Genomic DNA, 14,043 nt, shown 5'->3' with positions numbered 1-14,043 from the left:
GACTATTCCGGACATCGCAATGAAGACGATCTTTGTAGCCGCTATGGCACTGGCGTTTCTGACACCGGTTTCCGCGCAGACTTCTCCGCCGGTTGCGCAAGGCGACGAGATTCTCGGCGCCCGTTCGCCGATCGCCGATCCGTCGATTACCGACCGCCCTGCGGCAAAACCGATTGCGCCGAAAAAGATCGTTCTCGTCGGCGACTCCACTACGCAAGTGAATTCCGGATGGGGCGGGGCGTTCTGCGCCTACCACGTGTCGGCCTTCACGGCGTGCGTGAATCTCGCCCGTGGCGGCCGCTCGACCTATTCCTATCGCGCCGAAGGCTCGTGGGATAACGCCCTCAACGAGATGCGCGCCAAGGGCTATACGGCGACCTATGTGCTGATCCAGTTCGGCCACAACGACCAGCCGGGCAAGCCGGGCCGTTCGACCAATCTCGAAACCGAGTTCCCCGCCAACCTGCGCCTTTATGTGCAGGAAGCGCGTGCGGCGGGAGCTATTCCGGTGCTGCTCACGCCGTTGACCCGCCGCAATTTCGTCAACGGCAAGCTGCGCGACGATCTCGGCCTGTGGGCGGAAAAAATCCGTCAGGTGGCGGCCGAGATGAAAGTGCCGCTGATCGATCTTTACGCCCGCAGTCAGGCCGCCGTGCAGGGCATCGGTCCGGCGGAAGCGGCGCGTCTTGCCGAAATCCCGCCGCCGCCCGAGGTTCTGGAAGCGGCGAAATCGGGCAACGTCGTGGTGTCCTCGAAACTGACCAAGACCGAGGTCAACGTCGAACAGCAGAAGGCGGCGGCCAGCACGCCCGGTCCGCATGGCTCGTTCAATCAAGTGTTCGACTACACCCACCTCGGCCCCACCGGCGCGCTCTATTTCTCGGCCATGGTCGCCGACGGCCTCGCGCGGGCGGTGCCGGACCTGTCCAAGGACATCTTGCCGTGATTTCTGCCCCCGCGCGCGAGGCAATCTCGCGGTCGCACTTTGCGCGTCGGGGAGGTCCGCCGGAATGGGGCAGGTATCGGGACAACGGGTCGTTTGCGCAGCGCATCGCCGTCCCGCTAGACTGCCGGCATGACCCAGACCGCTCCCAATGCCGTCGTCAAAGTCGGCTCCGTCGAAATCGGCAACACCAAGAAACTCTCGATCATTGCCGGCCCCTGTCAGCTTGAAAGCCGCGCCCACGCGTTCGAGATGGCGTCCGCCCTCAAGGAGATGTGCGACCAGGCCGGCGTTGGGCTGATCTACAAGTCGAGCTTCGACAAGGCCAACCGCACCTCCGCCTCCGCTCAGCGCGGTTTGGGGCTGGAGCAGGCGCTGCCGATCTTCGCCGACATCCGCGAGGAGCTGGGTTTGCCGGTTCTCACCGACGTGCATGAGCAGGATCAATGCGCCGCCGTGGCCGAGGCCGTCGACGTGCTGCAGATTCCGGCGTTCCTCTGCCGCCAGACCGATCTTCTCACCGCCGCGGCGCGTACCCATAAGGTGGTCAACGTCAAGAAAGGCCAGTTCCTGGCGCCGTGGGATATGAAGAACGTCATCGCCAAGATCACCGGTGCCGGCAATCCCAATGTGCTGGCGACCGAGCGCGGCGCCTCGTTCGGCTACAACACGCTGGTTTCCGATATGCGGGCGCTGCCGATCATGGCCGGGCTCGGCGTGCCGGTGGTGTTCGACGCCACGCATTCGGTGCAGCAGCCCGGCGGGCAGGGCACTTCTACCGGCGGCGACCGGGCGATGGTGCCGTATCTGGCGCGCGCGGCGGTGGCCGTCGGCGTGGCGGCGGTGTTCCTGGAAGTGCATCAGGACCCGGATCATGCTCCGTCGGATGGTCCCAACATGCTGCGGCTGGAAGACTTCCCGGCGTTGCTGGACGACCTGCTCGCGATCGACGCGGTCGCCAAGAAGCGCTGATCCTGCCGCGACCCGAGCGGAAAAGTTTTGCACCTGACGCGTTGGCGTCATCGCTGTTGCACGCCAGAGTAGCCGCGCAGACAACGCGGGGGACGCAATGCGACGCGCCTTTTTTGCTATCGCCACGCTCGTACTGAGCTTTGCATCGGCTTCGGCCGGCCTGGTCTACAACGTGAAGGCCTGTACGCCGGGGGTCGATTGCACCATCGGCAGCCACGGAACTTCTTCGGGCTCGGGCCCCAGCAACGCCGACTTCCGGACCTTCTTTTCCACCCAGCTTGGAGTGGATCTGTCGTCCGATACTTTCACATGGAGCACCGCGAGCAACGCCAACGGCTATATGTTCGGCCATGTCGACGACACCACGTTCAACATCCACACTGCCTACCTGTGGAACGGCAGTTCGCTGCAGTGCTGCACGCTCGACGAGCCCTACGCCATCACCGACGGCAACGACCACAATCTCTTTATCGGGATCGATCCTGCCGGAGTGTCCAACGCCGGACAGCCGCTCTCTCCCGCCTTCCTGGCCGGGCCGGGCGGTCCGATGGGACTGGCGCCGGTGGACTACACGCTGACGGCCGCGGCGCTGGCGCTGATCGGCGATGCCTGGGGATCGGTGCAGTTCCAAAACATCGACAACGCGAATGTCATCCTCGCCAGTTGGGATGGACCGACCGGCTGGCTGCTGTTTACGCCCGAGACGACGGTTCCGGCGCCCGAGCCTGCCGCAGCGCTGCTCCTCGTTCCGGCCTTGCTGATGGTGCGGCGTCTCAGGCGACGTTGAAGAACGCCGCAACGATCCCGAACAGAGCGAGGACCAGCAACAGCACCTCGGCAAGGGCGCTGAGTCCGAAGCCGGGGCCTCGCTTCTCCGGGTCCTTCATGTAGCCGTTCATGTAGACCACGCGGCCCAGAACCCAGACCACGCCGAGCGCCGGCGCGGCCATCGGGAAGACGTAGAAATAAAACACCGTCAGCCACAAAAGCGGAATGAGAACAGGCAGATGCTCCAGCGTGTTCATCTGGACTCTGAAGGCGCGGTCGAATTCGGGGTGGCCGCTGGTGGCCGGCGCTTTGATCCCGTGTTTGACGCGCATCTGGCCGACGCGCACGCCCATGTAGAAATAGACGACGAGTGCCAGAATCGTGACCAGTGCGGTCGAGAGGACGGCCGGTGACGCTTGCATGACGCTTCTCTCCCCGAAGTTGCGGTGCGACCTGAGTCGTATTTCTACAGGGATTCGCGACACTTATCGCGTAATTCTCATCGCATTCGAGAGGTCGAATTTGCCCCATATATCCCCGCTTGAAGGCCGCCTGGGGAGGGCTTAAACGGGCGCCGAGATTTACCCTCAAGGAGCAGCGAATGACGGCAATTATCGACATTGAAGGCCGGGAAGTCCTCGACAGCCGCGGCAATCCCACCGTGGAAGTGGATGTGCGTCTCGAAGACGGCTCGTTCGGCCGGGCCGCGGTGCCGTCGGGCGCCTCCACCGGTGCGCACGAAGCCTGCGAGCTGCGCGACGGCGACAAGAAGCGCTATCTCGGCAAGGGTGTCGAGAAGGCCGTTTCGGCCGTCAATGGCGAGTTGTTCGATGCCCTGTGCGGCATGGAAGCTGAAGAGCAGGTCCGTCTCGACCGCGCCATGATCGCCCTCGACGGCACGCCCAACAAGAGCCGCCTCGGCGCCAACGCCATTCTCGGCGTCTCGCTGGCCGTGGCCAAGGCCGCTGCGGAAGCCGCCGGTCTGCCGCTCTATCGTTATGTCGGCGGCGCCAAGGCGAACCTGCTGCCGGTTCCGATGATGAATATCGTCAACGGCGGCGTGCATGCCGACAACCCGATCGACTTCCAGGAATTCATGATCCAGCCGGTCGGCGCTCCTTCGTTCAAGGAAGGCCTGCGCTGGGGTGCGGAAGTGTTCCACGCCCTCAAGGCCGCGTTGAAGAAGGCCGGTTACAACACCTCGGTCGGTGACGAAGGCGGCTTCGCGCCGGCCCTCAAGAGCGCCGACGAAGGCCTCGCGTTCGTCATCAAGGCGATCGAAGAAGCCGGTTACAAGCCGGGCGTCGACATCACCATCGCGCTCGACTGCGCCTCGACCGAGTTCTTCAAGGGCGGCAAGTACGTCTATGAAGGCGAAGGCGTCACCCGCACGTCGGAAGAGCAAACCGAATACCTCGCCAAGCTGTGCGCCGCCTATCCGATCAAGTCGATCGAAGACGGCATGGCCGAAGACGATTGGACCGGCTGGAAGCTCCTCACCGACAAGCTCGGCGCCAAGGTCCAGCTCGTCGGCGACGACCTGTTCGTCACCAACACCAAGCGCCTGTCGGACGGCATCAAGAAGGGCGTCGCCAATTCGATCCTGGTGAAGGTCAACCAGATCGGTTCGCTGACCGAGACCCTCGAAGCCGTCGAAATGGCCCACAAGGCGGGTTACACCGCGGTGATGAGCCATCGTTCGGGCGAAACCGAGGATTCCACCATTGCCGATCTCGCCGTCGCCACCAACTGCGGCCAGATCAAGACCGGCTCGCTCAGCCGTTCCGACCGCATCGCCAAGTACAACCAGCTGCTGCGCATCGAAGGCCAGCTGGGCGATCAGGCGGTGTATGCCGGCAAGTCCATCCTCAAGGCGTAAGCGGGGGTATCTTCCGCGGAGAGCGCAATCGGAAAAGTGTAGAACGGTTTTCCGATAAATTGCGCGACAACAAAAACACTCCGCGGATTGTGGGGAAGTGAAAACGGAAAGGCCGTCCACCGGGGCGGCCTTTCTGCTTTTTTGGTACGTCTCTCAGGTTGTGCTAGGGTTGCGCCATGACCAAGCAAGATCTTGCCGACGCAATCTTGAGCCGTATTTCCGACTGGCCCGATGACGCCCTCAGCGAACTGTTTGAGGCAATGGGCAAGATCGAGGAGGGGCACGGCATTTATTACGAGCTAAGCCCCGAAGAGCGCGCGGATATCGAGCGCGGATTGGCGGATGCCGAGGCCGGCCGTTTTGCGACCGATGAAGAAGTTGCGGCCGTGTTCGCGAGGTTCGGGACTAGACAGGGCAAAGTCTGATGCGAAGCCTGCGGGTCCGCTACACAGAGACCGCGATCTCGGACCTGCTTGGCATCCACGCCTACATTTCGCAGAACAATCCCGGCGCTGCGACTGAGGTTGGTCTCGCCATTGAACGGGCGATCACGTTGTTGAGCCTGTTTCCCCACAAATCAAGGAAGCTTCGTCTTCCTGGCTGGTACGCATTGCCGGTCACGCGGTATCCCTACATCATCTTCTTCAAGATCAAGCGCGATGAGTTGGAGATACTTCACATCCGCCACGCCGCGTGTCGCCATCCCGGCTTCCAGGAACCGGCGTTCGAATTCGCGCGTTGAGCCGCATCTGAAAAATCGTTGAACTTCAAACAATCGTCTTGTCATCGCACTGTCATGGTTTTATCCCGGACCGCGAGATGACGTTTGGCGATTCATTCGCGCTTTCGTCGATGCAAAATCTACGTTCGGTTTTTCTGAAGTGATGCGTTCGCGTTTTTCCCGGCCTCGACAGTTCCGCTCTTCGGCGGTGTGTGGCTCGCGTTCAAAGCACCGGCTGTGAGGAGGCCCTGGGTACGTCCGACAACGCGCGCACGGCGCCATTAACCAAAAACCGCTTGACCGCCCGAATCAGGAGTGATTCGGTGTCTGTCATGCGAATCAGGCCGTCCATCGTCCGAATCATCGGCTGGCTTACCGTCCCGGCGACGCTGGGTGTGGCGGCGTATTTCGGCACGTTCGCGCTTTACGGCGAGCGCGGATACGCCCAGTTGATCGATATTCGCACCGAATTGGTCGAGAAGCACAGCCAGCTCGCGCAGCTCACCGATCAGCGCGAGCGCCTGGAACATCGCATCCAGCTTCTGAAGGCGGGCGATCCCGATCTGGTGGAAGAACTCGCGCGCACCAAATTGATGGACGGCGCTCCCGGCCAGGTCGCAATTCCGCGCCAACGCCACTAACTCCCCACTTTTCATAGTATTCGGCTTGCTTTGAACACTGTTCGGCTGGCATGAATTAGGGCGTGATAATTGGCCAGTTCAGGCCATGATAAGAATGGTGAGTCTAGGATTTCGTGGGCGTGTTTCGAACACTGTTTAAAGCTTGCAAAATTCTAAAGTACTTGCCAAAAGACCCAGGAACGCCGCCCCTTTCCGCGGCGATAGATAATGGAACATCCATGAGCGATCCGAGCGTGGTCGAAGATGGCGGCGTCAACGCAACGCCGGCTCCGAATTCGACGACCCTGAAAAAGTTCTACCATGACATGCTGTTGATCCGCCGTTTCGAAGAGAAGGCGGGCCAGCTTTACGGCATGGGTCTGATCGGCGGCTTCTGCCACCTCTACATCGGCCAGGAGGCCGTCGTGGTGGGCATGCAGAATGCGCTGCTGCCGGGCGACCAGATCATCACGGCTTATCGCGACCACGGCCACATGCTGGCGACCGGCATGGATCCCAAGGGCGTGATGGCCGAGTTGACCGGCCGCGCCGCCGGCTATTCGAAGGGCAAGGGCGGCTCGATGCACATGTTTTCGGCCGAGACGCACTTCTACGGCGGCCATGGCATCGTCGGCGCCCAGGTGCCGCTCGGCACCGGTCTCGCGTTCGCCAATAAGTATAAAGAGAACGGCGCCGTGACGCTCGCCTATATGGGCGAGGGCGCTGCCAACCAGGGTCAGGTCTACGAGAGCTTCAATATGGCCAAGCTCTGGAACCTGCCGGTGATCTACGTCGTCGAGAACAACCGCTACGCCATGGGCACCAGCGTCGAGCGCGCCTCGGCCCAGCCGGACTTCTATAAGCGCGGCGAGAGCTTCAACGTTCCCGGCGTGTCGGTCGACGGCATGGATGTCGAAGCGGTGTTCGAGGCCGGCCGCAAGGCGCTCGAGTTCGTCCGCGGCGGCAACGGGCCGATGATCCTCGAGATGAAGACCTACCGCTATCGCGGCCATTCGATGTCGGATCCGGCCAAGTACCGCACCCGCGACGAGGTTCAGTCGGTCCGCGACCGCAAGGACCCGATCGATCAGTTCGGCAAGAAGCTGGTCGACCGCAATCTCGCGTCGGAAGCCGATCTCAAGGTCATCGACAAGGAAATCCGTCTCGTCGTCAACGAGGCGGCGGAATTCGCCATCGAAGCGCCGGAACCGGACGCTTCCGAACTTTACACGGACGTGCTCGCCTGATGTCCACGCAAATCCTGATGCCCGCACTTTCTCCCACCATGGAGGAAGGCAAGCTCGCCAAATGGCTCGTCAAGGAAGGCGACGAGGTTCATTCGGGCGACATTCTCGCCGAAATCGAAACCGACAAGGCGACGATGGAATTCGAAGCGGTCGACGAAGGCCGCATCGGCAAGCTCCTGGTCGCCGAAGGCACCGAGGGCGTGAAAGTCAACGCGCCGATCGCCGAACTCATCACCGAGGGCGGCGAGAACGAAGCCCAGCCGGTCGCCGCCGTCAGTGCGCCCGCGCCGGTCGCCGCGCCGAAGGAAGAGGCCAAGGCAGCGGCTCCGACACCGGTCGCCAAGGCCGCGCTGATCGAGCCGGCGGTGCCGGACGGCACCGAAATGGTCCCGACCACGGTGCGCGAAGCGTTGCGCGATGCCATGGCCGAAGAAATGCGCCGCGATCCCGACGTGTTCCTGATGGGCGAAGAGGTTGCGCAGTACCAGGGCGCCTATAAGGTCAGCCAGGGCCTGCTCGACGAATTCGGCCCCAAGCGCGTCATCGATACGCCGATCACCGAACACGGCTTTGCCGGTCTCGGCGTCGGCGCCGGATTCGCGGGCCTGAAGCCGATCGTCGAATTCATGACCTGGAACTTCGCCATGCAGGCGATCGACCAGATCATCAATTCCGCCGCCAAGACGCGCTATATGTCGGGCGGCCAGATGGGCTGCTCGATCGTGTTCCGCGGTCCCAACGGCGCTGCCGCGCGCGTCGCCGCCCAGCACAGCCAGGACTATTCCTCCTGGTACGCCCACATTCCGGGCATCAAGGTGATTGCGCCGTATTTCGCGGCCGACGCCAAGGGCCTGCTCAAGGCGGCGATCCGCGATCCCAATCCGGTGATCTTCCTCGAGAACGAAATCGTCTACGGCCGCACGTTCCCGGTGCCGAAACTCGATGATTTCGTGCTGCCGATCGGCAAGGCTCGCGTCATCCGTCCCGGCAAGGACGTCACGCTGGTGTCCTATTCGATGGGCGTGGCCCTGATCCTCGAAGCCGCCGAAGAACTGGCCAAGGAAGGTATCGACGCCGAACTGATCGACCTGCGCACGTTGCGTCCGCTCGACACCGACACGGTGATTGCGTCGGTCAAGAAGACCAACCGCATCGTCACGGTCGAACAGGATTGGCCGGTGTGCTCGATCGGCTCGGAGATCGCGGCGCAGGTGGTGGAAAAGGCGTTCGATTATCTCGACGCGCCGCCAGCGCGGGTCAACGGCAAGGACGTGCCGATGCCGTATGCCCACAACCTCGAAAAACTGGCGCTGCCGACGGTGGAAGACGTCGTCGCCGCGGCGAAAGCGGTTTGCTACAGGTCGTGACGATGGATTCGACCTCGGCGATGACTTGGCACAAGGGCGGCTGCCATTGCGGCGCCGTGACCTTCGAAGTGCTGACGCCCGCCGAGGTTGCCATCGACGACTGCAATTGCTCGATCTGCTCGAAGACCGGCTTTCTGCACTTGATCGTGCCGAAGGACCGGTTCCGGCTCTTGTCGGGCGAGGACAAGCTTACCGACTACCTGTTCAACACCAAGACCGCGCACCATCTGTTCTGTTCGGTGTGCGGGGTCAAATCCTTCTACATCCCGCGTTCGCATCCCGACGGGGTCAGCGTCAATTTCCGCTGCCTCGACATGCACGGCTTCACCAAGGTCACGGTGAACAGTTTCGACGGCAAGAACTGGGAAGCGAACGCTCATACTCTCACGCCGCTTGAGGCCCGCTGATGTCTACGCAAATTCTGATGCCCGCACTGTCGCCCACCATGGAAGAGGGCAAGCTTGCCAAGTGGCATGTGAAAGAGGGCGATGAAGTCCATTCCGGCGATGTCATTGCCGAGATCGAGACCGACAAGGCGACGATGGAATTCGAAGCCGTCGACGAAGGCCGCATCGGCAAGATCCTGGTCGCCGAAGGCACCGAGGGCGTGAAGGTCAACGCGCCGATTGCGGTTCTGCTCGAAGAGGGCGAAGACGCGTCCGCTATCGCCGCGGCTCCGGCTCCCGATATCCATTCCGCCATGTCCTCGATCAAGGATGCCGTCACCGCCGAGACCAAAGAGGTCAAGCAAGCCAAGGCCGAGCCCGCGCCGAAGCCCGCTCCGGCTCCGGCCGCTGCACCGGCGCCGCAAGCCGCCGACGGCGAGCGCGTTTTTGCGTCGCCGCTGGCCAAGCGGATCGCGGCGCAGAAGGGCATCGATCTTCACGCCGTGAACGGCTCCGGCCCGCGCGGCCGCATCGTCAAGGCCGACGTCGAAAGCGCCCAGCCGGGCGCAGCACCTGTGCGCAAGCCCGCGGCAGCTCCGGCGGCGACACCGTCTGTTCCGTCCGCTGCGCCAGCGGCGCCGAGCGCGCTGCCCGACGCCCGCATTTTCTTCAAGCCGGGCGAGTACGAGGAAATTCCGCACGACTCCATGCGCAAGTCGATTGCCAAGCGTCTGACGGCATCGACCAGCGGCATTCCGCATTTCTATCTCACCATCGACTGCCGCATCGATGCGCTGCTCGCCGCCCGCAAGCGTCTCAACGACACCTCGCCGAAGGGCGAGGGCGCCTTCAAGCTGTCGGTCAACGACTTCCTGGTGAAGGCCGCCGCGCTGGCGCTGAAGAAAGTGCCGGAGTGCAATGCCTCCTGGACCGAGAACGCCGTGCTGCGCCACAAGCATGCCGATGTCGGCGTCGCCGTCGCGCTCGATTTCGGTCTCATCACGCCGATCGTGTTCGCCGCCGAGGACAAGGGGCTGGCCGCTATCTCCAACGAGGTGAAGTCGCTCGCGACCCGCGCCCGCGACAAGAAGCTGAAGCCGCAGGAATACGAAGGCGGCACCTTCGCGATTTCCAACCTCGGCATGTTCGGCATTTCGCAATTCACCGCCGTCATCAACCCGCCGCACGCGGGCATCCTGGCGGTCGGCGCCGGCGTCGAGAAGCCGGTGATCGTGAACGGCAAGGTGGAGGTCGCCACGGTGATGACCGTCACCATGAGCTGCGATCACCGCGTCATCGACGGCGCCACCGGCGCGCGCTTCCTGCAGGTGTTCAAGCAGTTCGTCGAAGATCCGGCGGCGATGCTGCTGTAGGAGCTTTTTAGGGGATGGAAGAGCTCGAAGCTGTTCTGGAGACGGGCGGAGCGGCGGCGGCGGAGCTTGCGGGCTCCGCTTTGGCCCGAGGCCGTCCGTGTGCGAACTGCGGCGAGACGCTGGCCGGACGGTTTTGTTCGTCCTGCGGCCAGCCGTTCGACACCCACCGGCGCTCGCTGCGCCATCTCGGTGCGGATCTTGTCAAGGACATCGCCAGTTTCGACAGCCGCATTCTCCGCACGGTTCGCGCGCTGCTGTTCCGGCCCGGCGAACTGGCCTTGGCTTTCCGCGAAGGCCGGACCCAGCGGTATGTGCCGCCGGTGCGCCTTTATCTCTTCGTCTCCCTGATTTTCTTTCTGGTGCTGTCGGCGACCGGAATCGCGATATTCCAGTTCGTGATGACGGCCGCGCCGATGACTATCACCGTCGTTCACGGACAGCCCTATGTCGTCGACAGCGACGGCGAGCGTCACAAGATGCCGGCGCATTACGCCGACGGCAAACGGCACTACAACATCTCCTCGAAACTGGTGTTCTTTGCCCGCGAGGGCTCGCTGCATTCCGAACTGACGCCGGACCAGCGCAATCGCCTCAACGAAAGTCTGGCGCGCGCCGAGCGGGCGGAAAAGCAGCAAAACAAGACCGGCGTCGTCACCCGGACGATCGCGGCGACCACCAACAAGCTCGCCAACGATCCGGCGGCGCTGAACGGCGCCCTCACGGCGTGGATACCGCGGGCATTGTTCCTGCTGGTGCCGCTGTTCGCGATGCTGGTTGCGACGTTCTACTGGCGCCGGAGGAAGGCGTTGTTCTTCGTCGATCATCTGGTGTTTTCGCTCGGCATTCACAGCTTCGCCTTCGCGCTGCTGCTCGTGGCGGCGGGATTTGCGCAAATTCTTCCCGGTGAGCTGGTGTTGTGGACCGCCGTGGCGGTGCTGGGGCTCTACATGCTGCTGGCGATGCGCCGTTTTTACGGCCAGAATTGGTTCTGGACCGGTGCGAAGTTCACAGCGGTTTCGGTTTTGTACGGGACGTTCTTCCTGCTGCCGGCGTTCGGTTTGGTGATCCTCGCGGCAGTGATGTGGGGCTGAGATGGAAGAATTGGGCGCGCTTCTTGAGACGGGCGGCGTTGCCGCGGTGGAGCTTGCGGCTTCGGCGATGGCCGAGCGGGGCGAGACGCCGCGACCGTGTCCCAGTTGCGGCAAGCCGCTGATCGGGCCGTTTTGTGCGATCTGCGGTCAGCCGCGCGACACCCATCGCCGTTCGCTCGGCAAGCTGATCCACGATTTCGTCAAGGACATCGTCAGCTTCGACAGCCGCATTCTGCGCACGGGGCGGGCGCTGCTGTTCAAGCCGGGCGAGTTGCCGGCGGCCTTCCGCGACGGGCGCACCCAGCCGTATGTGCCCGCCGTGCGGCTTTATCTGTTCGTCACGCTGCTGTTCTTCTTGTTCCTGTCGGCAACGGGCATCGGCCTGATCCAGATCAACATGAAGGCCGACATTTACCGGCTGACCCACGACGCCGCCGGCAACGTCTACAAGGACCGCAACGGCAAGCAGGAGTTGTTGAAGGGTCTCAAATCGGACGCCGCCGGCAAGGTCTCGGTCGTCGATCCCGAGGCTGACGATTTCGGCAGCATCCGTACCGATCTGGTCGCCGACGGCCGGCAGAAAACCGACGTGATCGATACGCTGTCCTTCTTCCAGCGCCGCGAAAAGGTTGCACAGGTGTCGCCGGAAGTGCTCGACGAGGCGCTGAAGGACACCAAGATCGACATCACCATCAACGGCAAGAAATCCGAAGTCCAGAACACCATCACCACGACGATAAAGAAGCTCCGCACCGATCCCGGTGCCTTGAACGAGCCGATGACCGTGTGGATACCGCGAATTCTGTTCGTGCTGCTGCCGTTGTTCGCGATCCTGCTGGCGCTGTTCTACCGCCGTCAGCGCAAGGATTTCCTCTTCGTCGACCATCTCGTGTTTTCGCTCACCTTGCACACCTTCGCGTTCGTGGCGATGATCGGTGCGGTCATGCTGGCGCAGGTTTTGTCGGGCCAGGGCGTGGCGAAGCTGTTCGTGCTGGTCGTGGCCGTCTACTTCTTCCTGTCGCTGAAGGCGTTCTACCGGCAGGGCTGGTTCAAGACCGGTATCAAGTTCGTCAGCATTTCGCTGATCTATTTCCTGTTCTTCCTTCTCCCGGCGCTGGTTTTCGCGATCGTTGCCAGTGTGATCTGGGCCTGAATATCGGAGAGTCAAATGGCCGAAATCTATGATGTCGTCGTCGTTGGCGGTGGTCCCGGCGGTTATGTGTGCGCGATCCGCGCGGCGCAGTTGGGGCTCAAGACGGCCGTGGTCGAACGCGACCGCCTCGGCGGCATCTGCCTCAACTGGGGCTGCATTCCGACCAAGGCGCTGCTGCGTTCGGCCGAGGTCTTCCATCTGATGCACCGCGCCGCCGAATTCGGCTTCGCCGCCGACAACATCCGCTTCGACCTCGACGTCATCGTCAAGCGCTCGCGCAAAGTGGCCGAGCGGCTGTCGAACGGCGTCGGCTTCCTGATGAAGAAGCACAAGATCACGGTGATTGCCGGTGCCGCCAAGCTCGCGGGCAAAGGCAAGCTCGCCGTCACCAAGGACGGCAAGACCGAAGAGGTGCAGGCCAAGAACATCGTGCTCGCCACCGGCGCGCGTCCGCGCGTGCTGCCCGGTCTCGAGCCCGACGGCAAGCTGATCTGGACTTCGAAGGAAGCGTTGGTCCCCAACATGATGCCGAAGTCGCTGCTGGTGGTCGGTTCCGGCGCCATCGGCATCGAGTTCGCGAGCTTCTTCCGCACCCTCGGCTCCGACGTGACGGTGGTGGAAGTTCTCGATCGCGTGCTGCCGGTGGAAGACGAGGAAATCTCCGCCTTCGCGCACAAGGCGTTCGTCAAGCAGGGCATGAAGATCAAGGTCGCCACCACGGTCGACAAGCTGGTGAAGAACGAGAATTCCGTCACCGCCACGCTGAAGGCGAAGGACGGCAAGACCGAAACCGTCACCGCCGACCGCGTCATTCTCGCGGTGGGCATCGTCGGCAATGTCGAAAATATCGGCCTGGAAGAAGCGGGCATCAAGGTCGACCGCACCCATGTCGTAATCAATCAGTGGGGCGAGACCGGCGTTCCCGGCGTGTGGGCGATCGGCGATCTCGTCGGCCCGCCGTGGCTGGCGCACAAGGCGATGCACGAGGGCGTCATCGTCGCCGAGAAGATCGCCGGCGTGAAGGGCGTCCATCCGCTCGACGCTTCGCGCGTGCCCGGCTGTACCTACTGCAATCCGCAGGTCGCCTCGGTCGGCATGACCGAAGCCAAGGCGAAAGCGACCGGCCGCAAAATCAAGGTCGGCCATTTCCCGTTCGTCGGCAACGGCAAGGCGATTGCGCTCGGCGAGCCCGAAGGCATGATCAAGACGGTGTTCGATGCCGAAACCGGCGAGCTGCTCGGCGCGCATATGGTCGGCGCCGAAGTGACCGAACTGATCCAGGGCTACGGCATCGCCAAGACGCTGGAAGCGACCGAAGCCGATTTGTCGACGGTCATCTTCCCGCATCCGACGCTGTCCGAAATGATGCACGAAGCCGTGCTCGATGCGGACGCCAAGGCGCTGCATATTTGATGGGACTTTACCTCCCCCTTGTGGGGAGGTCGGAAAATCGCGAGTAAAACGGCCGGTCACGGCATGTCTTGATGCGCGGCGAGCGATTTTCCGGGTGGGGGGCGATCTTG

At 62.8% G+C, this 14,043-nt stretch carries 15 protein-coding genes; 14 read left to right on the top strand and 1 reads right to left on the bottom strand.

Annotated elements, in window-relative coordinates; translation table 11 throughout:
* Nucleotides 1-19: 19 nt before the first annotated feature.
* The 3 genes from FHS84_RS11050 (at nt 20) to FHS84_RS11040 (ending at nt 2,702) form a co-directional block, all read left to right on the top strand.
* Nucleotides 20-946 carry a rhamnogalacturonan acetylesterase gene (locus FHS84_RS11050; RefSeq protein ID WP_208393806.1) on the top strand — a complete coding sequence of 309 codons (927 nt, stop codon included), beginning with the start codon at nt 20-22 and terminating at the stop codon, nt 944-946.
* 129 nt (nt 947-1,075) lie between these two features.
* Complete coding sequence (gene kdsA / locus FHS84_RS11045; protein ID WP_166934118.1) at nt 1,076-1,915, top strand: 3-deoxy-8-phosphooctulonate synthase; 840 nt, start codon at nt 1,076-1,078, stop codon at nt 1,913-1,915.
* 97 nt (nt 1,916-2,012) lie between these two features.
* The gene (locus tag FHS84_RS11040) at nt 2,013-2,702 is read left to right on the top strand and encodes a hypothetical protein (protein WP_166934116.1); all 690 of its coding nucleotides are present in this window, start codon (nt 2,013-2,015) and stop codon (nt 2,700-2,702) included.
* Here the strand turns inward: FHS84_RS11040 and FHS84_RS11035 are convergent.
* Nucleotides 2,689-3,105 carry an MAPEG family protein gene (locus FHS84_RS11035; RefSeq protein ID WP_166934114.1) on the bottom strand — a complete coding sequence of 139 codons (417 nt, stop codon included), beginning with the start codon at nt 3,103-3,105 and terminating at the stop codon, nt 2,689-2,691. The two genes, FHS84_RS11040 and FHS84_RS11035, sit on opposite strands and share 14 nt — an antisense overlap.
* A gap of 179 nt (nt 3,106-3,284) precedes the next feature.
* Here FHS84_RS11035 and eno point away from each other — a divergent pair, with 179 nt between their 5' ends.
* The 11 genes from eno to lpdA all read left to right on the top strand — a co-directional run bounded on the left by eno (nt 3,285) and on the right by lpdA (nt 13,933).
* Entirely contained in the window at nt 3,285-4,562 is a 1,278-nt protein-coding gene (gene eno / locus FHS84_RS11030; RefSeq protein WP_166934112.1) for a phosphopyruvate hydratase, read from the top strand.
* A gap of 176 nt (nt 4,563-4,738) precedes the next feature.
* The gene (locus FHS84_RS11025) at nt 4,739-4,987 is read left to right on the top strand and encodes a hypothetical protein (protein ID WP_166934110.1); all 249 of its coding nucleotides are present in this window, start codon (nt 4,739-4,741) and stop codon (nt 4,985-4,987) included.
* Entirely contained in the window at nt 4,987-5,304 is a 318-nt protein-coding gene (locus FHS84_RS11020) for a type II toxin-antitoxin system RelE/ParE family toxin (RefSeq protein WP_166934108.1), read from the top strand. The genes FHS84_RS11025 and FHS84_RS11020 overlap by 1 nt, the downstream gene beginning before the upstream one ends.
* A gap of 311 nt (nt 5,305-5,615) precedes the next feature.
* Nucleotides 5,616-5,924, top strand: a complete 309-nt coding sequence (locus FHS84_RS11015; protein ID WP_166934106.1) for an FtsB family cell division protein — start codon at nt 5,616-5,618, stop codon at nt 5,922-5,924.
* A 218-nt stretch (nt 5,925-6,142) separates the two neighbouring features.
* Entirely contained in the window at nt 6,143-7,150 is a 1,008-nt protein-coding gene (gene pdhA, locus FHS84_RS11010; RefSeq protein WP_166934104.1) for a pyruvate dehydrogenase (acetyl-transferring) E1 component subunit alpha, read from the top strand.
* On the top strand, nt 7,150-8,517 hold the full coding sequence (locus tag FHS84_RS11005) for a pyruvate dehydrogenase complex E1 component subunit beta (RefSeq protein ID WP_166934102.1): 1,368 nt from the start codon (nt 7,150-7,152) through the stop codon (nt 8,515-8,517). The genes pdhA and FHS84_RS11005 overlap by 1 nt, the downstream gene beginning before the upstream one ends.
* Before the next feature lie 2 nt (nt 8,518-8,519).
* Nucleotides 8,520-8,924, top strand: a complete 405-nt coding sequence (locus FHS84_RS11000) for a GFA family protein (protein ID WP_208393805.1) — start codon at nt 8,520-8,522, stop codon at nt 8,922-8,924.
* The gene (locus FHS84_RS10995; protein WP_166934100.1) at nt 8,924-10,276 is read left to right on the top strand and encodes a pyruvate dehydrogenase complex dihydrolipoamide acetyltransferase; all 1,353 of its coding nucleotides are present in this window, start codon (nt 8,924-8,926) and stop codon (nt 10,274-10,276) included. Before FHS84_RS11000 ends, FHS84_RS10995 begins: the two co-directional genes overlap by 1 nt.
* A 14-nt stretch (nt 10,277-10,290) precedes the next feature.
* On the top strand, nt 10,291-11,367 hold the full coding sequence (locus FHS84_RS10990) for a DUF3667 domain-containing protein (RefSeq protein WP_166934098.1): 1,077 nt from the start codon (nt 10,291-10,293) through the stop codon (nt 11,365-11,367).
* Nucleotide 11,368: 1 nt separating this feature from the next.
* Complete coding sequence (locus FHS84_RS10985) at nt 11,369-12,520, top strand: DUF3667 domain-containing protein (protein WP_166934096.1); 1,152 nt, start codon at nt 11,369-11,371, stop codon at nt 12,518-12,520.
* Between the two features lie 15 nt (nt 12,521-12,535).
* Nucleotides 12,536-13,933, top strand: a complete 1,398-nt coding sequence (lpdA, locus tag FHS84_RS10980) for a dihydrolipoyl dehydrogenase (protein ID WP_166934093.1) — start codon at nt 12,536-12,538, stop codon at nt 13,931-13,933.
* The last annotated feature ends 110 nt before the right edge of the window (nt 13,934-14,043 follow it).

The sequence above is a fragment of the Rhizomicrobium electricum genome (assembly GCF_011762045.1).
Classification (GTDB): domain Bacteria; phylum Pseudomonadota; class Alphaproteobacteria; order Micropepsales; family Micropepsaceae; genus Rhizomicrobium; species Rhizomicrobium electricum.
Note: the sequence above shows the minus strand (reverse complement) of the source record. Positions and strands in the feature narration are given on the sequence as shown.

Bases quoted from the DNA above. Each gene is read 5' to 3' on its own strand.
- FHS84_RS11050 (WP_208393806.1), top strand. From the start codon at position 20: ATGAAGACGATCTTTGTAGCCGCTATGGCACTGGCGTTTCTGACACCG.
- kdsA (WP_166934118.1), top strand. From the start codon at position 1,076: ATGACCCAGACCGCTCCCAATGCCGTCGTCAAAGTCGGCTCCGTCGAA.
- FHS84_RS11040 (WP_166934116.1), top strand. From the start codon at position 2,013: ATGCGACGCGCCTTTTTTGCTATCGCCACGCTCGTACTGAGCTTTGCA.
- FHS84_RS11035 (WP_166934114.1), bottom strand. From the start codon at position 3,105: ATGCAAGCGTCACCGGCCGTCCTCTCGACCGCACTGGTCACGATTCTG.
- eno (WP_166934112.1), top strand. From the start codon at position 3,285: ATGACGGCAATTATCGACATTGAAGGCCGGGAAGTCCTCGACAGCCGC.
- FHS84_RS11025 (WP_166934110.1), top strand. From the start codon at position 4,739: ATGACCAAGCAAGATCTTGCCGACGCAATCTTGAGCCGTATTTCCGAC.
- FHS84_RS11020 (WP_166934108.1), top strand. From the start codon at position 4,987: ATGCGAAGCCTGCGGGTCCGCTACACAGAGACCGCGATCTCGGACCTG.
- FHS84_RS11015 (WP_166934106.1), top strand. From the start codon at position 5,616: ATGCGAATCAGGCCGTCCATCGTCCGAATCATCGGCTGGCTTACCGTC.
- pdhA (WP_166934104.1), top strand. From the start codon at position 6,143: ATGAGCGATCCGAGCGTGGTCGAAGATGGCGGCGTCAACGCAACGCCG.
- FHS84_RS11005 (WP_166934102.1), top strand. From the start codon at position 7,150: ATGTCCACGCAAATCCTGATGCCCGCACTTTCTCCCACCATGGAGGAA.
- FHS84_RS11000 (WP_208393805.1), top strand. From the start codon at position 8,520: ATGGATTCGACCTCGGCGATGACTTGGCACAAGGGCGGCTGCCATTGC.
- FHS84_RS10995 (WP_166934100.1), top strand. From the start codon at position 8,924: ATGTCTACGCAAATTCTGATGCCCGCACTGTCGCCCACCATGGAAGAG.
- FHS84_RS10990 (WP_166934098.1), top strand. From the start codon at position 10,291: ATGGAAGAGCTCGAAGCTGTTCTGGAGACGGGCGGAGCGGCGGCGGCG.
- FHS84_RS10985 (WP_166934096.1), top strand. From the start codon at position 11,369: ATGGAAGAATTGGGCGCGCTTCTTGAGACGGGCGGCGTTGCCGCGGTG.
- lpdA (WP_166934093.1), top strand. From the start codon at position 12,536: ATGGCCGAAATCTATGATGTCGTCGTCGTTGGCGGTGGTCCCGGCGGT.